Source organism: Streptomyces sp. NPDC024555 (genome assembly GCF_055559335.1).
This window is the reverse complement of sequence record NZ_JBVHKV010000010.1, coordinates 265,994-281,092: the sequence shown is the minus strand read 5'-3', so window position 1 is coordinate 281,092 and position 15,099 is coordinate 265,994. Positions and strand designations below refer to the sequence as shown.

The window sequence follows — 15,099 nt, the reverse complement described above, 5'->3', positions numbered from 1 at the left end:
ACTGTGCAGGGTGGGCCTGGAGCCGGTCACGCCGCATGAGGCAGCGTGGTGGCCGGGCCCGGCGCGCAGGGCCGCGCCCACGCGGTGGTCATCGCGTACGTATCGGGTCCGGCGGTGCCGGGAATCACGGCCTGAGGTCAGGGGGCCGGGTGCCGATCACCCGTACGGGTCGATTCCGCTCGCGCGCGGTGCGGGTAAGGACGGCCCGTCCGTCCCCGAGCGCCTCCCGGAGGCATCCGTGCCCGAAATGAACAGCCCGTACAAGCCCGGCACCCCCTGCTGGATCGACCTGATGGTTCCCGACCAGCAGGCCGCCCTCGACTTCTACTGCGACCTCTTCGGCTGGCAGGGCGAGGTCGGCCCGCCCGAACAGGGCGGCTACACCGTCTGCACGCTCAAGGGCAAGGCGGTCGCCGGGATCATGAAGGCGATGAACCCCGACGGCACCGTGCCGGACCCGATGCCGCCGACGGCGTGGACGACGTACCTCTCGACGGACGACCTCGACGCCACCACCGCCGCCGTCACCAAGGCGGGCGGCCAGGTCGTCGTTGCCCCCATGGACGTCATGGACCTCGGCCGGATGGCCGTGATCGCCGATCCGGCGGGCGCCGTCCTCGGCCTCTGGCAGCCCGGCACCTTCGGCGGCGCTGCCATCGTCAACGAGCACGGCGCGCTGATCTGGAGCGAGCTGGCCACGCCCGACCCGGCGGCGGCCTCCGCGTTCTACTCCGCCGTGCTGCCGGTCACGACGGCACGCTCCGAGATGGAGGGCGCCGAGGGCTACATCGAGTTCCAGGTCGACGGGCGCGCGGTGGGCGGAATGATGGACATGAGCACCATGCCGCCCGGCGTCTCACCGCACTGGCAGCCGTACTTCAACGTCGACAGCGTCGACGACATCCAGGCAGCCGCCGTCCGGGCGGGGGCCACCGTCCTGGCCCCCGCCTTCGACATGGTCGCCGGCCGCATGGCCGTCCTCGCCGACCCCCAGGGCGGCGCGTTCTCCGTCATCGCCCCGAAGGGCTCGGCCTGACACGGCCCGGGTGCGGGAAGGCGTCCCGCGCTTCCCGCACCCGGCCCCGTACACCCGTGCGACGATCACCTCGTGAACACCCCGCACCCGCGCCTCCACGAGCTGCGCTTCCGCCTCGCCCGTGACACCGACCTCGCTTCCCTCGTACGGCTGCGCGACGACGCGGCCCGCCGGCTGCTCGCCCGGGGAGTCACCGGCCAGTGGCAGCCCGGCGAGCTGGGTCCCGATCACTTCCGCCGGATCATGGAGACCGGAGAGGTATGGCTCGCGGAATCCGGCGGCAGAGCGGTCGGGGCCTGGGAGCTGTGGTGGCAGGACGAGGACGCCTGGGGCCCGCAGTCACTGCCCGCCGGATACGTGCACCGGCTGATGGTCGACCACGCCACCGTTCCGCCCGGAACGGGGCGCCGCCTCCTGCACGCCGCCGAGGACCGCATCGCAGCCACCGGCCGGACCTTGGTGCGCCTGGACTGCCTGGCGGGCAACGAGCCCCTCACCGCGTACTACCTGGACGCCGGTTACCGCGTCGCCGGCCGCAAGGACGGCAAACCGCAGCCGGGCGGGACGCCGAAGTCGTTCACACTCCTCGAAAAGACCCTGACGGGCTGACCGGGCACGGATCGAGCGACCCGTGCCCGCCGGCCTGTGCGGCAGTGGGGATCGTCTCCTCCTGGCCGATATCTACACTGCGGTGCGAGAACGCCTGGGGGGAGCATGGACATGGGTGTGGACACGAGCGCGGGTACGGGCCATGCGGTGGGCGGCGGGTGTGCCATGATCTCCGCGGTCCGGGCTGGAGACGCCGACTCGGTGAGGACCCTTCTCCACGAGAAGAGCGACACCGACCATCTGGATGCCGCGTTCTGCCTGGCCGTCCGGCTGCACGCCGGGCACATCGCGCAACTGCTGCTCCAGTACGGTGCGGACGTCGGCCGCAGCAGGCCCGAGGACCTCATCTCCCTGAGCGAGGCGGTCGACTCGGGTTCGCCCGCTCTGTTCGAGGCACTCCTGGACCACGGGACTTCGGGCAGGTATCCCGAGGCCGAGCTCCTGGAGGCGCGGGACCTCGCACGCCGCCGGCACGAGACCGGGACCGAGGCCGGACTGCGACACCGTACGGGATCGCGGGACGCCCTCGTCCGTACGCGGGTTCAGGACGACGAGTACAGCGATGTCGACGCGTTCGCCCTCGGGGGCACCACCGTGCGGGACGGCCATGGGGCGATCCTCACGTTCGTCGAGAACCTGCTCGGGGCCCGGACCTCGTTCGACGAGCTGGCGGTCCGGGCGCTGGCCCACGCCGGCCAGGAGAACCACGCGACGTGGAAGGCTGTCACCATTCAGTTGGGCAGGCGCGGCGACGAGGCGACCTGGACGGCCGCCGCGGCCCTGCGGACCGACCCGGACCCGTTCCGCCGGTTGTTCGGTGCCGAAGTGCTCCGGCTGACCCATCTGTTCGACGACAGCGACGAGGACGCCTTCGCCGGTCCCGCCCTGGACATGTTCACCGACTGGTCGGCCGAGGAAACGGACGTCTCCGTGCTCACCGAGATCCTGGTCGCTCTTGGTGAACACACCGACTCCCGGGCGGAGGCGGCTCTCCTCCCCCATGCCGGTCACCCCGATGCCCGGGTACGGCATGCGGTGGCGCAGGGGTTCCGTGAGTGGTCGTCGCCCCCGGCCCTGTCCGGCGATGCCCGCGAGGCACTGGTGCGGCTGACAACCGATTCCGACGCCGTGGTCCGGAAGGCCGCCTGCAGCACGATTGCCCAGGCCAGGGACGACGATCCCGCCCTCGCCGATGTCCTGGCGGCTGCGTTGGCGGACGCGGACCGTCCGGTCCAGCTGACGGCCGTCTACGGACTCGCCGTCCACGACGACGTGCGCTGCGTGGAAGCAGCACGCCTTCTGGGCCCGCCGCGGCGCGGCTCCCTGGAAGAGGAGCACTGCCTCGACGCGGCACGTCGCTACGAATGGCGCCACGCCCGCCCCTGACGCCCCGACCTCGCCCCGGCAGGTGCTCCGGAGGCGGGGGGAATGCCACGCGACCCGCACCGTGCTCCCCGCCGCCCACGCACAGCGCCGCCGCGGGTCCGCGCGGCCGTGATCGCGCTGCTGCGGCGGCCCGCGCCTCTCGGCAACCCGGCACGATAATCTCGGGCCATGCCCGGGACATCAGTGACGCACTTCTACGACGAACTGGCCGACGACTACCACCTGATCTACTCGGACTGGGACGCGAGCATCCGCCGGCAGGGGGACGCTCTGGACGCCCTGATCGGGCAGGATCGCGCGGCGGTGCTCGACTGCTCCTGCGGCATCGGCACGCAGGCCATCGGCCTGGCGCTGCACGGGCACCACGTGACCGGGACGGACCTCAGCCCACGCGCCGCCGCCCGCGCTGCCCGTGAGGCCGCCCGTCGGGGCCTGAGCCTGCGCACGGCCGCCGCCGACATGCGACGACTTCCCTTTCCCGATGACCACTTCGACACCGTCGTCTGCGCCGACAACTCGCTGCCTCACCTGCTGACGGAACAGGACGTGCACGCCGCCCTGTCCGAGATGCGCCGCGTGCTGCGTCCCGACGGTCTGTTGCTGGTCAGCACGCGCCCCTACGAAGACCTGTTGCGCGACCGCCCCGCTTCGACGCCTCCGCAAGTCCACCGGACCGCCGACCGCGTCGACGACGGAGAACGGACCGTCACCTTCCAGCTCTGGCACTGGCACGACGACGGCGAGCACTACGACCTGGAGCACTTCCAACTCCTGCCGACAGATGGGGAATGGGGCGTCCAGGTCCGTCGGACCACCTACTGGGCACTCGGCCAGGATCGCCTGGCCGACCTCGCGGCCAAGGCCGGGTTCGCCGACCCCTGCTGGCGGCTGCCGCAGGAGACGGGCTTCTTCCAGCCTCTGCTCGTGGCCCGCGCCGGCGAGTAGCCGACCCCACCGCCCCAGGACCGCTCCGACCGGGTGGCCCGGCGTTCGGCGCCCGTCCGGCAGGTGGCCCCCGCCCGTCCCACCGCATCAGGTCCAGGGGGTGACCGGCGGGCGGGCGGGGGCGGGGCCGAGTGTGGTGGTTCCGGGTTCGGCGCGGTGGCCGAGCCCCGTCCGGTAGGCGTTCAGTGCCTCTTCCGTACGGCCCTCGTGACGCATCAGGTCGCCGAGGAGCCGGCAGATGTCGGCCAGGTCACCGGCGGCCCCGGCCTGTTCGAGCAGGGTCAGCGCACTGGCGTAGTGCAGTTCGGCGGACTCGGCATCGCCGGCCTCCTCGGCGATCAGGCCGAGCAGCCGGTGGGCTCCTCCGGCGTGCACCGCGCCACGATCGTGCTGGAGACCGCTGAGCAGGTTCTCCAGCAACTCCGCGGCCTCCTGCGACTTCCCGCGCCTGCGGAGCACGTCGGCGAGTTCGACCTCGACCTGGGAGACGTAGAGGGCCGCCCGCTTGGAGACGAGCATGGAGCGTGCGGTCCGCAGTGCCGCCTCGGCCTGGGCGAGGTCGCCGTCCTGGGCGCAGACGTAGCCGCGCATCCAGTGGCAGTGGGCGAGTTCGGTGCGCATCTGGAACTGCTCGTAGAGTTCGGCGGCGCGCGTCAACGAGGTCTGGGCCGCGTCGGCCCTGCCCTCGGCGATCAGGGTGCGGGCCACGGTGCGGTGCATGCCCGCGACGAGTACGGGGTCGGAGACCTGCGGCATCAGGGCGAGCGCGAGTTCGGCGGCCTGCGCGGCACGGGCGTGCGCGCCCATGTCCATGTAGGGGGCGATCGAGGCCGTGTAGAGCTGGAGCAACGCGCTCGGGTCGTGGAGCCCCGAGGTGTTCAGCTCGTCGATCGCGCTTTCCAGCAGGTAGCAGGAGTAGCGGAGTTCCCCTGCCAGGTAGTGCACGATGGACCTGCCCCGGACGGCCCGTGCGCGGGCGGGCAACGGCTCGCCGGCCAGCGCCTGTTCGGCCGCCTCGAACCGGGCCAGGGCCTCGGTCAGTTCGCCCGTCTCCAGCGCGCACTCCCCCAGACCGATGAGTGCGGCGCCTCGTTCCTCGGTGAGCCCGTACTCGTCGGCCCGTTCGAGAACCTGTGCGTAGACGGACCGCGCATCCGCGGCGTCCGCGGCGGCCAGCACCCGCTGCGCGTCGGTCAGCTGCATGCGCAGCTCCGCGGCGAGGTGGGTGGGGCGGCCCGTGGCCAGTTCCTCACCGGCGACCCCGAGCCGTTCGGCGATGTGCCGCAGCGCCGCCTCGGAGGGCCGCACCTTGCCGGCTTCCAGTGTCGAGACGTACGCGGCGGTGTACTCCGGCTCGGCAAGCTGCCGCTGAGTCAGCCCGCGCTCCTTGCGCAGCCTCTTCACCCTTCGGCCGATCGCGACGGGGTCACCCGTCCACCCGGGGCGGGTCGTCCCGACGCCGCTCGTCTCCGCCCCGTCGGCCTGGGGCATGCCGCCCCCTCGCATTTCGTCCACCGGAGTTCCCGACTTCGTGTGTGTCATCTGTTGTCCTGTGGTGTGCCGGCCCGCCGACCACCTCGGTGCCGGCGGGCGGGGCAGGCACGCCGCTCCCGTCTTCCGCGCCGTACGGCACTTCGGTCCGGTGCGACGACGCGACTCCTGCCCGTAGCGATTCGCATGGTCCCACACGGATCGGCCACGTCCCCGAGGTGCGCGCGGGGCCGGCTGCTCCGAGGACCGCGCCGAGACGCCAGTTATCCAAACGCAACCTGCTGACCGCCCTTCACCGTTGTGCGGCTCCCGCCCACACCCTAAGTTAAACGCCAACTCAAGCAGAGTGAACCCAAAACTTAATACGGCGAAGGAGTCGGAGGACGCCCTTCCGGCCACCGGCGGGCCCGACCGCCGGCGGCTCGACAGCTCCCCACCGCCCCTCGCCCGGCCCGCACACCAGAGCAAGGGGTGACATGCGCACAAGAAGAACTGCCGTCATATCCACGGGCGTCGCGCTCACGGCCGTGCTCGGGGCGGCGCTCGCCGCGCCGGCTTCGGCCGCGGACCCGGAACCCGCGCGGACGCCCAGCGTCAGCGTCGAGTACTTCCCCGAACCGGGCGGCGAGGGCCACCGGACCGATGTCCCGCTCTCCGCCGGGACGGGAAGCGGGAGCGCCGCCCCCAGGAGCGCCGCGCCGGCCGCGGCGACGACCGACGGCACGGTCGGCGAGCTGGCCGTGACCGGCTCGTCCGACGACCGGCTGGACGTGGTGATCGTCGGCGACGGCTACACGGCCGACGATCAGGACGCCTTCCACGCGGCCGCCGCCGCCAAGTGGGCGGACATCACGGCCGTCGAGCCCTACGCGAGCTACCAGGGCCTGATGAACGTCTGGACCGTCGACGCGGTCTCCGCCGAGTCCGGGATCACCGGGGACCCCACCGCCGACGTCACCAGGAACACCGCACTCGGCAGCTACTTCTGGTGCTCCCAGACCGAACGGCTGATCTGCGCCGACATCGACAAGGTCGCCTCGTACGCCGAGAAGGCGCCCGACGCCGACCTGGTCGTCGTCGTCTCCCACTCCACCAAGTACGGCGGCGCCGGATACTCCGGTCTCGAGGAGTACGGCTACCCCTTCGACGGCGTCTCGACCCTCTCCTCGGACAACGCGCAGTCGAGCATGATCGCCACGCACGAGATCGCCCACTCGGTCGGTCTCCTCGCGGACGAGTACACCTACGACGGCTACGGCACCTGGACGGGCGGCGAGTTCACCGAGCCCAACTCCAGCATCCTCACCGCGGCACGGATGAAGGACAACCGGAGCAAGTGGTACCGCTGGCTCGGTGAGAGCGACCCCACGGGCAGCACCGTCGGCACGTACGAGGGCAGCAGCTACTACCCGTTCGGGACGTTCCGCCCGACGGAGAACTCGCTCATGAGGGCGCTGAACATCAGCGAGTTCAACCTGCCCGGACGCGAGGCCATGATCGCCGGGTTCTACCGCGAGGCCAACGCGCTGAGCAGCGACACCGCCACGGGCACGACCATCGGCAGGAAGCAGCGGATCAGCGTGACGCAGGCCGCGCTCACCGGGCTCGCCGCGCCGGAGTTGCGCTGGTACGTCGACGGGGTCCGGGTGAAGCGGGCCCAGGGCCTCACCTCCGCCGTGCCCGCCGCGCTGGGTGTGCCCGCCGACGGCAGGAGGCACACCGTCACGGTCGAGTCGGTGGACACCACGGCCTCGATCCGCGACCCCGAGATCCGTGCCGAGGCCACCGAGAGGCTGACCTGGAGAATCTCCGCCTCCGCCGGCTCGAAGCCCGCCCACGGGCCCGGCCCGCGGCACTGACGGCCGACGCCCCCGAGCCCTCACGACGGGCACGCCGCCGGGAGGGTGTCGCACCCTCCCGGCGGAGAACTGCCCGGGTGCGGGGCAGCGCGAGACGCCCCGAGCACCTCGGTGTCCTACGCGTGCGGACGCGTCGGGCGGGGCCTCCCCCGGCCGGGCTCCGGATGTACCGGGTGGATCACTTCTCGTCAGGGAGGTTCATGAGGTCCAGGGCCGCGCGGGCGTCCGCGTCGCCCGCTCCGGCGGCGCCACTGAGCCAGCTCGCCACCGCGGCGAGGTCGGGGCCGGCCGGGGTGTCCGCCGGTGGTGAGGGAGGGGCGGCAGGAATGTCGGCGGAGCGCACCCAGTGCTCCGCCTCCTTCGCCCGGCCCTTGCGCATCAGGGCCGACGCGAGGTTGAGCTTCGCCGCGGGGTGGCCCTCCTCGGCCGCGCTCCGCCACAGTTCCTCCGCGCGGTCCCAGTCGCCGCGTTCCGCGTGGACGGCGCCGTAGCTGACGAGTCCGTCGGTGCTGCCGCCGTCGGCCGCCCGGCGCCACCACCGCTCCGCCCCGGCCAGGTCGCCGCGTTGGCGCAGCAGGTTGCCGAGGTTGTTCATGCCGTCGACGTCTCCCGCCGCGATCGCCTTGTGGTAGCAGGCCTCCGCGCCGTCGAGGTCGCCGCGCTCGCGCAGCAGGACGCCGAGGTTGACGTACGAGTCGGTGTGTCCGGCGGCGGTGGAGAGGCGGTAGTAGTGCTCCGCCCGCGCGGTCCGGCCCTCCTCGGCCAGCAGCGCCCCCATGGTGTGCTGGGCCGGCGGGTGCCCCGCGTCGGCCGCCCGTTGTATGTGCGGTCTCGCCGTGTGCAGTCCTTCGTTGGCGATGTGCATCTGGGCGATCCAGAAGAGCACTTCGGGGTCGCCGGAACTCAGCGCGGTCGTGAAGTGGGCGCGGGCCTGGTCCCAGTGCCCCGCGTCGGCTTTGAGGACGGCCATGGCCAGATGCGCGTGGGGATGGTCGTTGTCCAGGTTGAGGAGCAGGAGTCGGCCGGCCCATTCCACGGCGGACCCCGGCGGCGGCGCCGAAGCGCCCGCGGCGGCCGGTGTCCCCGAGGAGGCGGAGGGGGCGGAAGCCGCTGACGTGCCGGCCGTCGCCGAAGGCGCCGGGGCCGCCGGAGCGGTCGGGGGACGCGGTGCGGGAGCGGGCGTCGGCGCAGGCCGCCTCGGGGCCCTGCGGGCCTCGGCGGCGCGCAGGGCCCGTAGTTCCTCCATGGCTCGCCGGGCCCCGCTGTTCCCGGTGTCGGCGACCGGCCGGAAGTAGCGCTCGGCCTCGTCGAAGTCGCCGCGGTCCATGCGGATCGTGCCCAACGCCATGGACGCCATCGGGTCACCGGCCGCCCGCGCCCGCTGGAGCCAGACCTCGGCCTCGTCGAGGAGTCCCCGGTTGCCCAGGCCGATCCCGTAGACGGTCATGGCCTCGACCCCGCCCGCCTCCGCGGCCTCCCGGACGAGGTCTTCCGGCACCGGGGTTCCGTACCGATGGGCCGCCCTGATCAGGTCGTCCCGGTCCGGTGCCGCACCACCCCGCGCGCTCCGCCCCCCGCCTCTTCCGGCCTTGCCCGCTCTCCTCCACCACGCGCCCATGCCGCCCCCCACGCCGGTATGCCGTCATCACGCCCAGGACAGGATATTCCCGAGCCAACTCCCCTGTATGCCCTTGGTGTTCACGGGCCTGCGTGAAGGTGGGCCGCCCACAGGGAGGGCGTCAGCGGATACCGGTCGCGCATGTCCCGGACCGCCTCGCGGACGGCATACGCGGCGCGGTCGGCCCTCGGCCGCGGCGCGCCCAGTCCCGCGTACACCCGCTCGGCGATCCGCGCGGACACCGTGTCGTCGATGCTCCACAGCGTGGCGACCACATGGCGGAATCCGGCGATCTGAAGGCCGCCCGCGAGATGGAGCGCCTCGTCCACGGCGGTGAAGCCCGTCCGGGCCGTGTGGCATGCGGACAGGTACGCCAGCTCGGCGCCGGCCAGATCGAGACGGGAGATCCCGGCGACGGTCAGCGGGTGGTCGAGGTGGTCGTGGACGATCAGCCGGCTTCCCGAGCCCGTGCCCGGTTCGGCGGTGGCGTGTCCGCAGAAGTGCAGCCAGGCGTGGTCGCGCAGGGCGGCGACGACCGCGTCGCGGGTGGCTGCGCCGCCCGTGAGCAACCGCGCCCCGGGCAGCAGCCCGGTGAGTACGGCCGCCTCCTCGGCGGCTCCGGGCAGGGGCGGTGCCGCCGGCGCCTCGGGCACGGCGACCACCAGGAAGGTGGCCGCTGACGTGCCGGGGCGGCGGCTCCGTGCGAGGACCCGTAGGGAGGGCGTGTAGGAGGAGGCCGTACGGTCGAGCACCGTGCGGCCCGCCGCCTCCTCGTGGTGTCCGGCGGCGTGCAGGGGGAGGAAGGCCAGCGGTCCGGTGGGAATCCACCACACCCGAGGCGGCCGGGTCTTCGACGGGCCGGTGATGCCCAGGCCGTCGAGCACGGGACCCGTCACCGTGTCCCACAGCCACCGCAGATGTCCGTCGATGTCGTCCTCGGCCGCCACCTGGGCCTCCGGACCGGCTCCGGCGGGGTCCTGGAGCCGGTCGAGGACGGTGAGCAGATCCGCCGTCCGGTGGACGAGCCCGGACAGGGCGAGGCCGGGAAGGGGAATGACGCGCAGCCCCTCGGTGGTGACCGCGATCGCGTCACAGCGGTAGCGGCTGACGTTGATGACGACGACCGGTCCCTGCTCGCCCAGAGGCAGCAGTCTCTCGGGGCGGGGAGGGCGCATGAAGTCCTCGAAGCCCTGCCGGGCGCGGACTTCGGCCAGGAGCCGGTCCCATTCCGCTGCCAGCGCATGACGTTCGTCGGGGGTCGTCCCGTCGTCCGCGCCGTCGAGTCGGGTGCGCAGCCGCACGAGCCGGTCGGCGGTCCGGGGTGCGTGGACACGCAGTTCCGCCAGTTCGTCGCCGTCCTTCATCCCCTGCCCCAGCAGGACACCGCGGCCGAGCTCCAGCAGGCCCAGTGCCAGGGCCGGGTCACCGGCCGACAAGGCGCAGGCCGCCGCGTCGCCGGCCAGGAGTCCGCTCTCCCCGAGGGCGTGTTCGGCATCGGCGAAGTGCAGGTGGCGAGGCACGAGTGCGGGCAGTTGGGCGATCGCCGCGCTGTAGGCGGTGACGGCCTCCTCGGGCCGGCCGTCCTTCATCGCCGCGTGCCCCCAGCCACGGGCCGCCCGGAGCCGCAGCCGGGGCGCGGCCGAGGGGTGGAGGGCGGCGGCCCGCAGACAGGACTCCGCTCCCGGCCGGTCGCGGGCAGCCAGTACCAGGCCGAGTTGGTACATGATCGCGGCGTGCCGCGCGTGCGGGGCGGGCAGGACGGCCGCCGCGGCCCGCAACAGGCCCTCGGCGCGGTCCGCGTCCTCGTCGTCGGTGGTCAGCTCGTAGCGCCGGGTCAGCGCGGAGGCGAGGTTGACCAGGGCTCCGGCCCGTGTCAGGGCGTCGGCCGCTGCCCTGCCGCCGGTGTCCGGGGCCGCCTCGTCCCCGGTTCCGGGTGCGGTCCGGAGCGTCGAGTCGACCGCTGCCTGCAGGGCGTGGATGCGCGCCTGGAGGTCCTCGGTGGCGGAGGTCCGTTCGAATCGGGCGTCCCATGCGTTGGCCAGGCCCTGCTGGAACAGGGAATGATCGCGGTCGCCCGGGGGTGTGAGGGCGACGGCCTCGCGGTGTACGGCGATGGCCTCCTCCAGGTCCGCCCGCTCCCCGGTCCGCTCGTGGCGCAGCCTGAGCGCGAGGCCGAGGTTGTGCAGCCTGCCTCCGCGGCCGGCCGGGCCGCCCGCCTCCACGGCCGCGCGGGCCGTCCGTACTCCTTCCAGGAGGTCCTCGAAACCTCCCGTGCGTTCGTGGCGTTCGCGCAGCGAGGCGGCGAGCCCGCTGAGTATGCCCGCGCGGTCGGGGTGCCGGCTGCCCGCCGCGGCGTCGGCCTCGCGGAAGGCGCCGATGGCCGCGTCCAGGTCCGAGGGATCACCGCCGCGCTCGTAACGGAGCCTCAGGGCCATTCCCCACAGGGCCAGGGCGGAGGCCCGGACCGGGCCCGCCCGCACGGGGATGCCGTCGACCGCGGCCCTCGCCGCGTGGAGGGCCTGTTGCAGCAACGCGGCATCCCTGTGCCGTTCGGCCGCCGCCACCCGGTCACCGGCCTGCGCCAGAAGGTGGGCCGGGCGCCCGTCGACCGGCTCGGCCACGGCGTCGGGCTGTCCCCCGGGTTCCAGGTACCGGGCCAGCGCCGCGGCGATGACGGAGTCCTCCCGGCCGCGTTCCCCGCCCAGCACCACGCTCCGGCAGAGATGGAGGTCCGCGATGGCCCGGACGGCCTCCGGGTCGGCCGAGGGGTCGGCCACGAGCCGCATCAGTTCCCGTACCTCGACCAGTGCCTGCGGGGAGACAATCGCGTCCTGGTCCAGGGAGGACCGGTACAACAGCACCCTGGCGCCAAGGGCCCGTACCAAGTCGTCACGCCCCGCGGCCGTCATAGGAGTTACCGTACGAGGCGGCATCGGCATCGCGGGAGGAATGCGGGATGACGGATCGGAATTCGCCTCAACTCACGAAACTCTGCGACCAGTTCACGGGCATCAGGGCCGTCGTGGCACGCCGCGGCCAGCTGCCTGCGCTGGAGACGATCCTGTCCGGGCTCCGCGCGGGTGGCGACGCGGAGCGGCTCCTCGCGGACATGGACGAGCTGCTCCGCCGGTGCGGCATGGCCCGCGGCCTCGGTGAACTGCGGGCCGCCGGGGGTGCGGCGCTGCCCTACCTGGGCCCCGGGCATCCCGTGGAGGAGGCCCATGTGTGTCCGGCGGGCGTCTGCGACCGTGTGGTGCTCGACGGCGCCGGCCGGTGCGAGCTGTTCGCCCTTCCGCTGCGCCTGGTGAGGTGGTGAGCGATGACGGCGTTCCTGGCGACGCTCGGCGGCAAGCTCGCCGACACCTGGCTGTCGCTGCTCGTGCTGCCCGGTCTCCTCTACCTCTCCGTGGCCGCGGCCGGCTCGGTCCTCGGCCATCGCGACCCCTTCGGCCACGGTCTGCTGGTCGACCGTATCGACACCCTGGCCGGTACCCCCGCCACGCACTCCCCCGGGACGGTCGTCCTGGTCGCCGCCCTCGTCCTCGCGGCCTCCGCCGGGACCAGCCGGCTGGCCGGCGCGCTCGGCGGCGGCGTCGAAAGGCTCTGGCTCGGTGACTGGCCCCGGCCCCTGCACCCGGCCGCCCGCGCCCTGACCCGGCGTCGCGCACAGCGGTGGAGCGCCGCGGACGCGCGCTACCGGCAGGCACTGACCCGACGGGCGCTGCGCGCCGCTGCGGAAACCCGTGCCGTCCCCGGACCGGACGCACCGGACAGCTCCTCCGTCCCCGACGACCCGGCGGACCGCACCCCCGCGCCGACCACTGCCGAACTGGGCGAGGCCCGCAACCTCATCGCCCTCTCCCGCCCGGCCCGCCCGACCTGGATGGGCGACCGGCTGCTGGCGGCGGACGCCCGGGTCCACCGCGCGTACGCCATCGACCTCGCCTCGGCCTGGCCCAGGCTCTGGCTCCTGCTTCCGGAGACCGCCCACAGCGAAATACAGGCGGCCCGGACCGCACTCACCGCAGCGGCACGCCGTGCCGCCTGGGGGCTGTTGTACGTACTGCCCGCCCTGTGGTGGTGGCCCGCAGCGCTGATCGTCGCCGTCACGTTCACCGGGGCCTGGCGGCAGGCCCGGCTGGCGGTCCACGAGTTCGCCGAGCTCGTCGAAGCGGCGGTGGACCTGCACGGCCGGGACCTGGCGACCGCCCTGGGCATCCCCTGCGAGGAACGGCTCACCGCCGCCGAGGGCCTGGAGATCACCCGTACCCTCCGCAAGGGGACGTGATCCGCCGTCCTCGTCGTCCACGGCCACCGCCAGTGCCCCGGGACCTAGGGTCTTTCGCCGTCACCGCGTCATCGGGAACACCCTCGGAGCACGAGGCCCCGCCCGGACAGCGACACCGCCGGTGCCCGACGGCTGCGGATCCGGATCCGCCGTCACCCGGCGGGCGCGGTCGGCCGTACGGCGGGCTCGGGGAGGTGACCGACCTGCCGGCCGACCCGCTCGCGCAGCAGGAGGTACTCCTCCCAGCGTCTGGGCAGGGGCCCCGGCGGGCGCAAGACCACCCGGGCCCCGGTGACGATCTGGCCGTCCCGGAACTGCTCACGGGTCAGGTCCAGCTCGACACCGCTGGCCAGCCGGTTCCACCAGTGGAAGCCCTGTTGTTCTCCTCTGCAGTGCACCTCGCCGACCACGAGATCCCCGCCGAAGATGTCGTTCACGACCAGAGCGGTGATGTCGCAGTGACCCCACGCGGGGTTGTCCGGCCGCCATCCGCACCGATCGAGGTCGTCCGGCGAACAGGTGTCGGCGGCCCAGGCGGCGCGCAGAGCCTTGTCGATGTCGAGCAGGTTCCACGAGGTCATGCCGCCAGCATCGCATCCGCCACTGACAACGGGCCGAGGACCGAGGGCCTCACACGCGGCGGTGCCGGGTGAGGAATCCCGTTCGCCTCCTCCCGTACGGGGAGGGCCGGCTGCTGGTCACGACGGCAGGATGCGCGTCTGCGAGGCGACACGTGACAGCCTCAGGGTTCCCAGCACGATCACGGCAAGTCCCGCTCCCATCGGCAGCAGCCACCAGCCGTCGCCGATCTCCTCCTTGTACAGCACGACCCCCAGAACGAGGCTGACGAGGGCGTCGCCGAGTGTGAGCGCGGGCTGGGAGGCCGTGATGGGTCCCGACTGCAGGGCGTTCTCCAGCAGGACGATCGCCAGGACGCCGCACAGGGCGAAGCCGTACGTCTGCCAGACGGACAGGAACGCGACGGCCCCGTCGTCGGCGAAGGTGCGGGCGGCCGACTTCATGAGGGCCGCGGTCAGCGCGTTCGCCACCGCGGACCCCGTGCCCAGACACGCGGCGCGTCCCAGGCCCGACGGCAGCCTGCGCGCAACGGCCACGAGGCCCGCGATCGCCCCGAGGCACACGACGATCGCCGGCACCCAGAGCGTCATCGGCGCCTGCGCGTTCCCGCCGTGCGGATGGGCCGCGACCAGGACCACCGCCAGCCCGACGACGATGTATCCGATCGCCCGCCAGCCGGACGCCGGAAGGCGCCGCCGGATCACGTACGAGCCGATCATCAGAGCGAACGGCAGTTCCAGGATGAAGACCGGCTGGACCAGGGCGAGCGGCCCGGCGGCCAGAGCGAGCGCCTGGAACGCCGCGGCCGCCGCGACCGCCCCGATCCCGGCCACCCACACCGGCTGCCGCGCCAGATCGGCGAACAGCCGGGGCTTGAGCGCATGACTCGCGGGAACGTTGAGCGCTGCCTTGCGCTGGAGCACGGTCCCCGTGGCGTTGCTCATCGCGCCGAGCAGGGCGGCCAGGACGCTCAGCACGAGCACGGGGCGATCACCTCCGCGGACGCACGCGGGCCGGGGCCCAGCCGCCCGGAGTCCGGGGTCACGGTCGGACTACATGCTCACATCGGGAACGATCCCCCGCACGGGGCGCTGGTCCATACGGCCTCACCGCCGCGGACACGGACCATTGCGGTGGAAGGTGCCGTGGGCTTCCTGCCGGTCCGGCAGCCCTGCCGGGCGGGGTTCTCGGCGGCGGGCCGGGTGTGCGGTGATGCGGAATGGTCGGACCGGGGTGCGGCAGGCACCATCGGCGATCACAACAGTGCTGCCGACCGTGTCCCAGGCTC

General features: G+C 73.3%; 12 protein-coding genes. 7 read left to right on the top strand and 5 right to left on the bottom strand.

All coding sequences use genetic code 11. From position 1 onward, the window contains the following. The first annotated feature begins 247 nt into the window (after positions 1-247). The 4 genes from ACZ4FH_RS19590 to ACZ4FH_RS19575 all read left to right on the top strand — a co-directional run bounded on the left by ACZ4FH_RS19590 (position 248) and on the right by ACZ4FH_RS19575 (position 3,976). Entirely contained in the window at positions 248-1,036 is a 789-nt protein-coding gene (locus tag ACZ4FH_RS19590) for a VOC family protein (protein ID WP_467306223.1), read from the top strand. 72 nt (positions 1,037-1,108) lie between these two features. Next, a complete protein-coding gene (locus ACZ4FH_RS19585; protein ID WP_467306143.1) occupies positions 1,109-1,645 on the top strand; it encodes a GNAT family N-acetyltransferase in 537 nt (178 codons plus the stop codon). A 201-nt stretch (positions 1,646-1,846) separates the two neighbouring features. After that, the gene (locus tag ACZ4FH_RS19580; RefSeq protein ID WP_467306141.1) at positions 1,847-3,031 is read left to right on the top strand and encodes a HEAT repeat domain-containing protein; all 1,185 of its coding nucleotides are present in this window, start codon (positions 1,847-1,849) and stop codon (positions 3,029-3,031) included. A gap of 168 nt (positions 3,032-3,199) precedes the next feature. Continuing rightward, positions 3,200-3,976 (top strand): class I SAM-dependent methyltransferase, encoded by a 777-nt coding sequence (locus tag ACZ4FH_RS19575; RefSeq protein ID WP_467306139.1) that lies wholly within the window; start codon positions 3,200-3,202, stop codon positions 3,974-3,976. A gap of 87 nt (positions 3,977-4,063) precedes the next feature. Here ACZ4FH_RS19575 and ACZ4FH_RS19570 read toward each other — a convergent pair whose 3' ends face one another. Continuing rightward, positions 4,064-5,467 carry a helix-turn-helix domain-containing protein gene (locus tag ACZ4FH_RS19570; protein ID WP_467306137.1) on the bottom strand — a complete coding sequence of 468 codons (1,404 nt, stop codon included), beginning with the start codon at positions 5,465-5,467 and terminating at the stop codon, positions 4,064-4,066. Positions 5,468-5,943: 476 nt separating this feature from the next. Between ACZ4FH_RS19570 and ACZ4FH_RS19565 the strand changes: the two genes are divergently transcribed. Then, a complete protein-coding gene (locus ACZ4FH_RS19565; protein WP_467306135.1) occupies positions 5,944-7,326 on the top strand; it encodes a M64 family metallopeptidase in 1,383 nt (460 codons plus the stop codon). Between the two features lie 178 nt (positions 7,327-7,504). Here ACZ4FH_RS19565 and ACZ4FH_RS19560 read toward each other — a convergent pair whose 3' ends face one another. Together ACZ4FH_RS19560 and ACZ4FH_RS19555 are read right to left on the bottom strand one after the other, a co-directional pair. Further along, positions 7,505-8,824 carry a tetratricopeptide repeat protein gene (locus tag ACZ4FH_RS19560; protein WP_467306133.1) on the bottom strand — a complete coding sequence of 440 codons (1,320 nt, stop codon included), beginning with the start codon at positions 8,822-8,824 and terminating at the stop codon, positions 7,505-7,507. Positions 8,825-9,024: 200 nt separating this feature from the next. After that, positions 9,025-11,853, bottom strand: a complete 2,829-nt coding sequence (locus ACZ4FH_RS19555) for a CHAT domain-containing protein (RefSeq protein WP_467306132.1) — start codon at positions 11,851-11,853, stop codon at positions 9,025-9,027. Between the two features lie 47 nt (positions 11,854-11,900). Here ACZ4FH_RS19555 and ACZ4FH_RS19550 point away from each other — a divergent pair, with 47 nt between their 5' ends. Together ACZ4FH_RS19550 and ACZ4FH_RS19545 are read left to right on the top strand one after the other, a co-directional pair. Beyond that, a complete protein-coding gene (locus ACZ4FH_RS19550) occupies positions 11,901-12,260 on the top strand; it encodes a hypothetical protein (RefSeq protein ID WP_467306131.1) in 360 nt (119 codons plus the stop codon). A gap of 3 nt (positions 12,261-12,263) precedes the next feature. Further along, the gene (locus ACZ4FH_RS19545; RefSeq protein WP_467306129.1) at positions 12,264-13,232 is read left to right on the top strand and encodes a hypothetical protein; all 969 of its coding nucleotides are present in this window, start codon (positions 12,264-12,266) and stop codon (positions 13,230-13,232) included. A gap of 152 nt (positions 13,233-13,384) precedes the next feature. On the opposite strand, the gene ACZ4FH_RS19540 is transcribed toward ACZ4FH_RS19545, so the two are convergent. Both ACZ4FH_RS19540 and ACZ4FH_RS19535 read right to left on the bottom strand, forming a co-directional pair. Beyond that, a complete protein-coding gene (locus ACZ4FH_RS19540; protein WP_467306128.1) occupies positions 13,385-13,813 on the bottom strand; it encodes a YunG family protein in 429 nt (142 codons plus the stop codon). A 117-nt stretch (positions 13,814-13,930) separates the two neighbouring features. Next, positions 13,931-14,794 (bottom strand): DMT family transporter, encoded by an 864-nt coding sequence (locus ACZ4FH_RS19535; protein WP_467306127.1) that lies wholly within the window; start codon positions 14,792-14,794, stop codon positions 13,931-13,933. Positions 14,795-15,099 lie beyond the last annotated feature (305 nt).

Bases quoted from the DNA above. Each gene is read 5' to 3' on its own strand.
- ACZ4FH_RS19590 (WP_467306223.1), top strand. From the start codon at position 248: ATGAACAGCCCGTACAAGCCCGGCACCCCCTGCTGGATCGACCTGATG.
- ACZ4FH_RS19575 (WP_467306139.1), top strand. From the start codon at position 3,200: ATGCCCGGGACATCAGTGACGCACTTCTACGACGAACTGGCCGACGAC.
- ACZ4FH_RS19570 (WP_467306137.1), bottom strand. From the start codon at position 5,467: ATGCCCCAGGCCGACGGGGCGGAGACGAGCGGCGTCGGGACGACCCGC.
- ACZ4FH_RS19565 (WP_467306135.1), top strand. From the start codon at position 5,944: ATGCGCACAAGAAGAACTGCCGTCATATCCACGGGCGTCGCGCTCACG.
- ACZ4FH_RS19555 (WP_467306132.1), bottom strand. From the start codon at position 11,853: ATGACGGCCGCGGGGCGTGACGACTTGGTACGGGCCCTTGGCGCCAGG.
- ACZ4FH_RS19550 (WP_467306131.1), top strand. From the start codon at position 11,901: ATGACGGATCGGAATTCGCCTCAACTCACGAAACTCTGCGACCAGTTC.
- ACZ4FH_RS19545 (WP_467306129.1), top strand. From the start codon at position 12,264: ATGACGGCGTTCCTGGCGACGCTCGGCGGCAAGCTCGCCGACACCTGG.
- ACZ4FH_RS19540 (WP_467306128.1), bottom strand. From the start codon at position 13,813: ATGACCTCGTGGAACCTGCTCGACATCGACAAGGCTCTGCGCGCCGCC.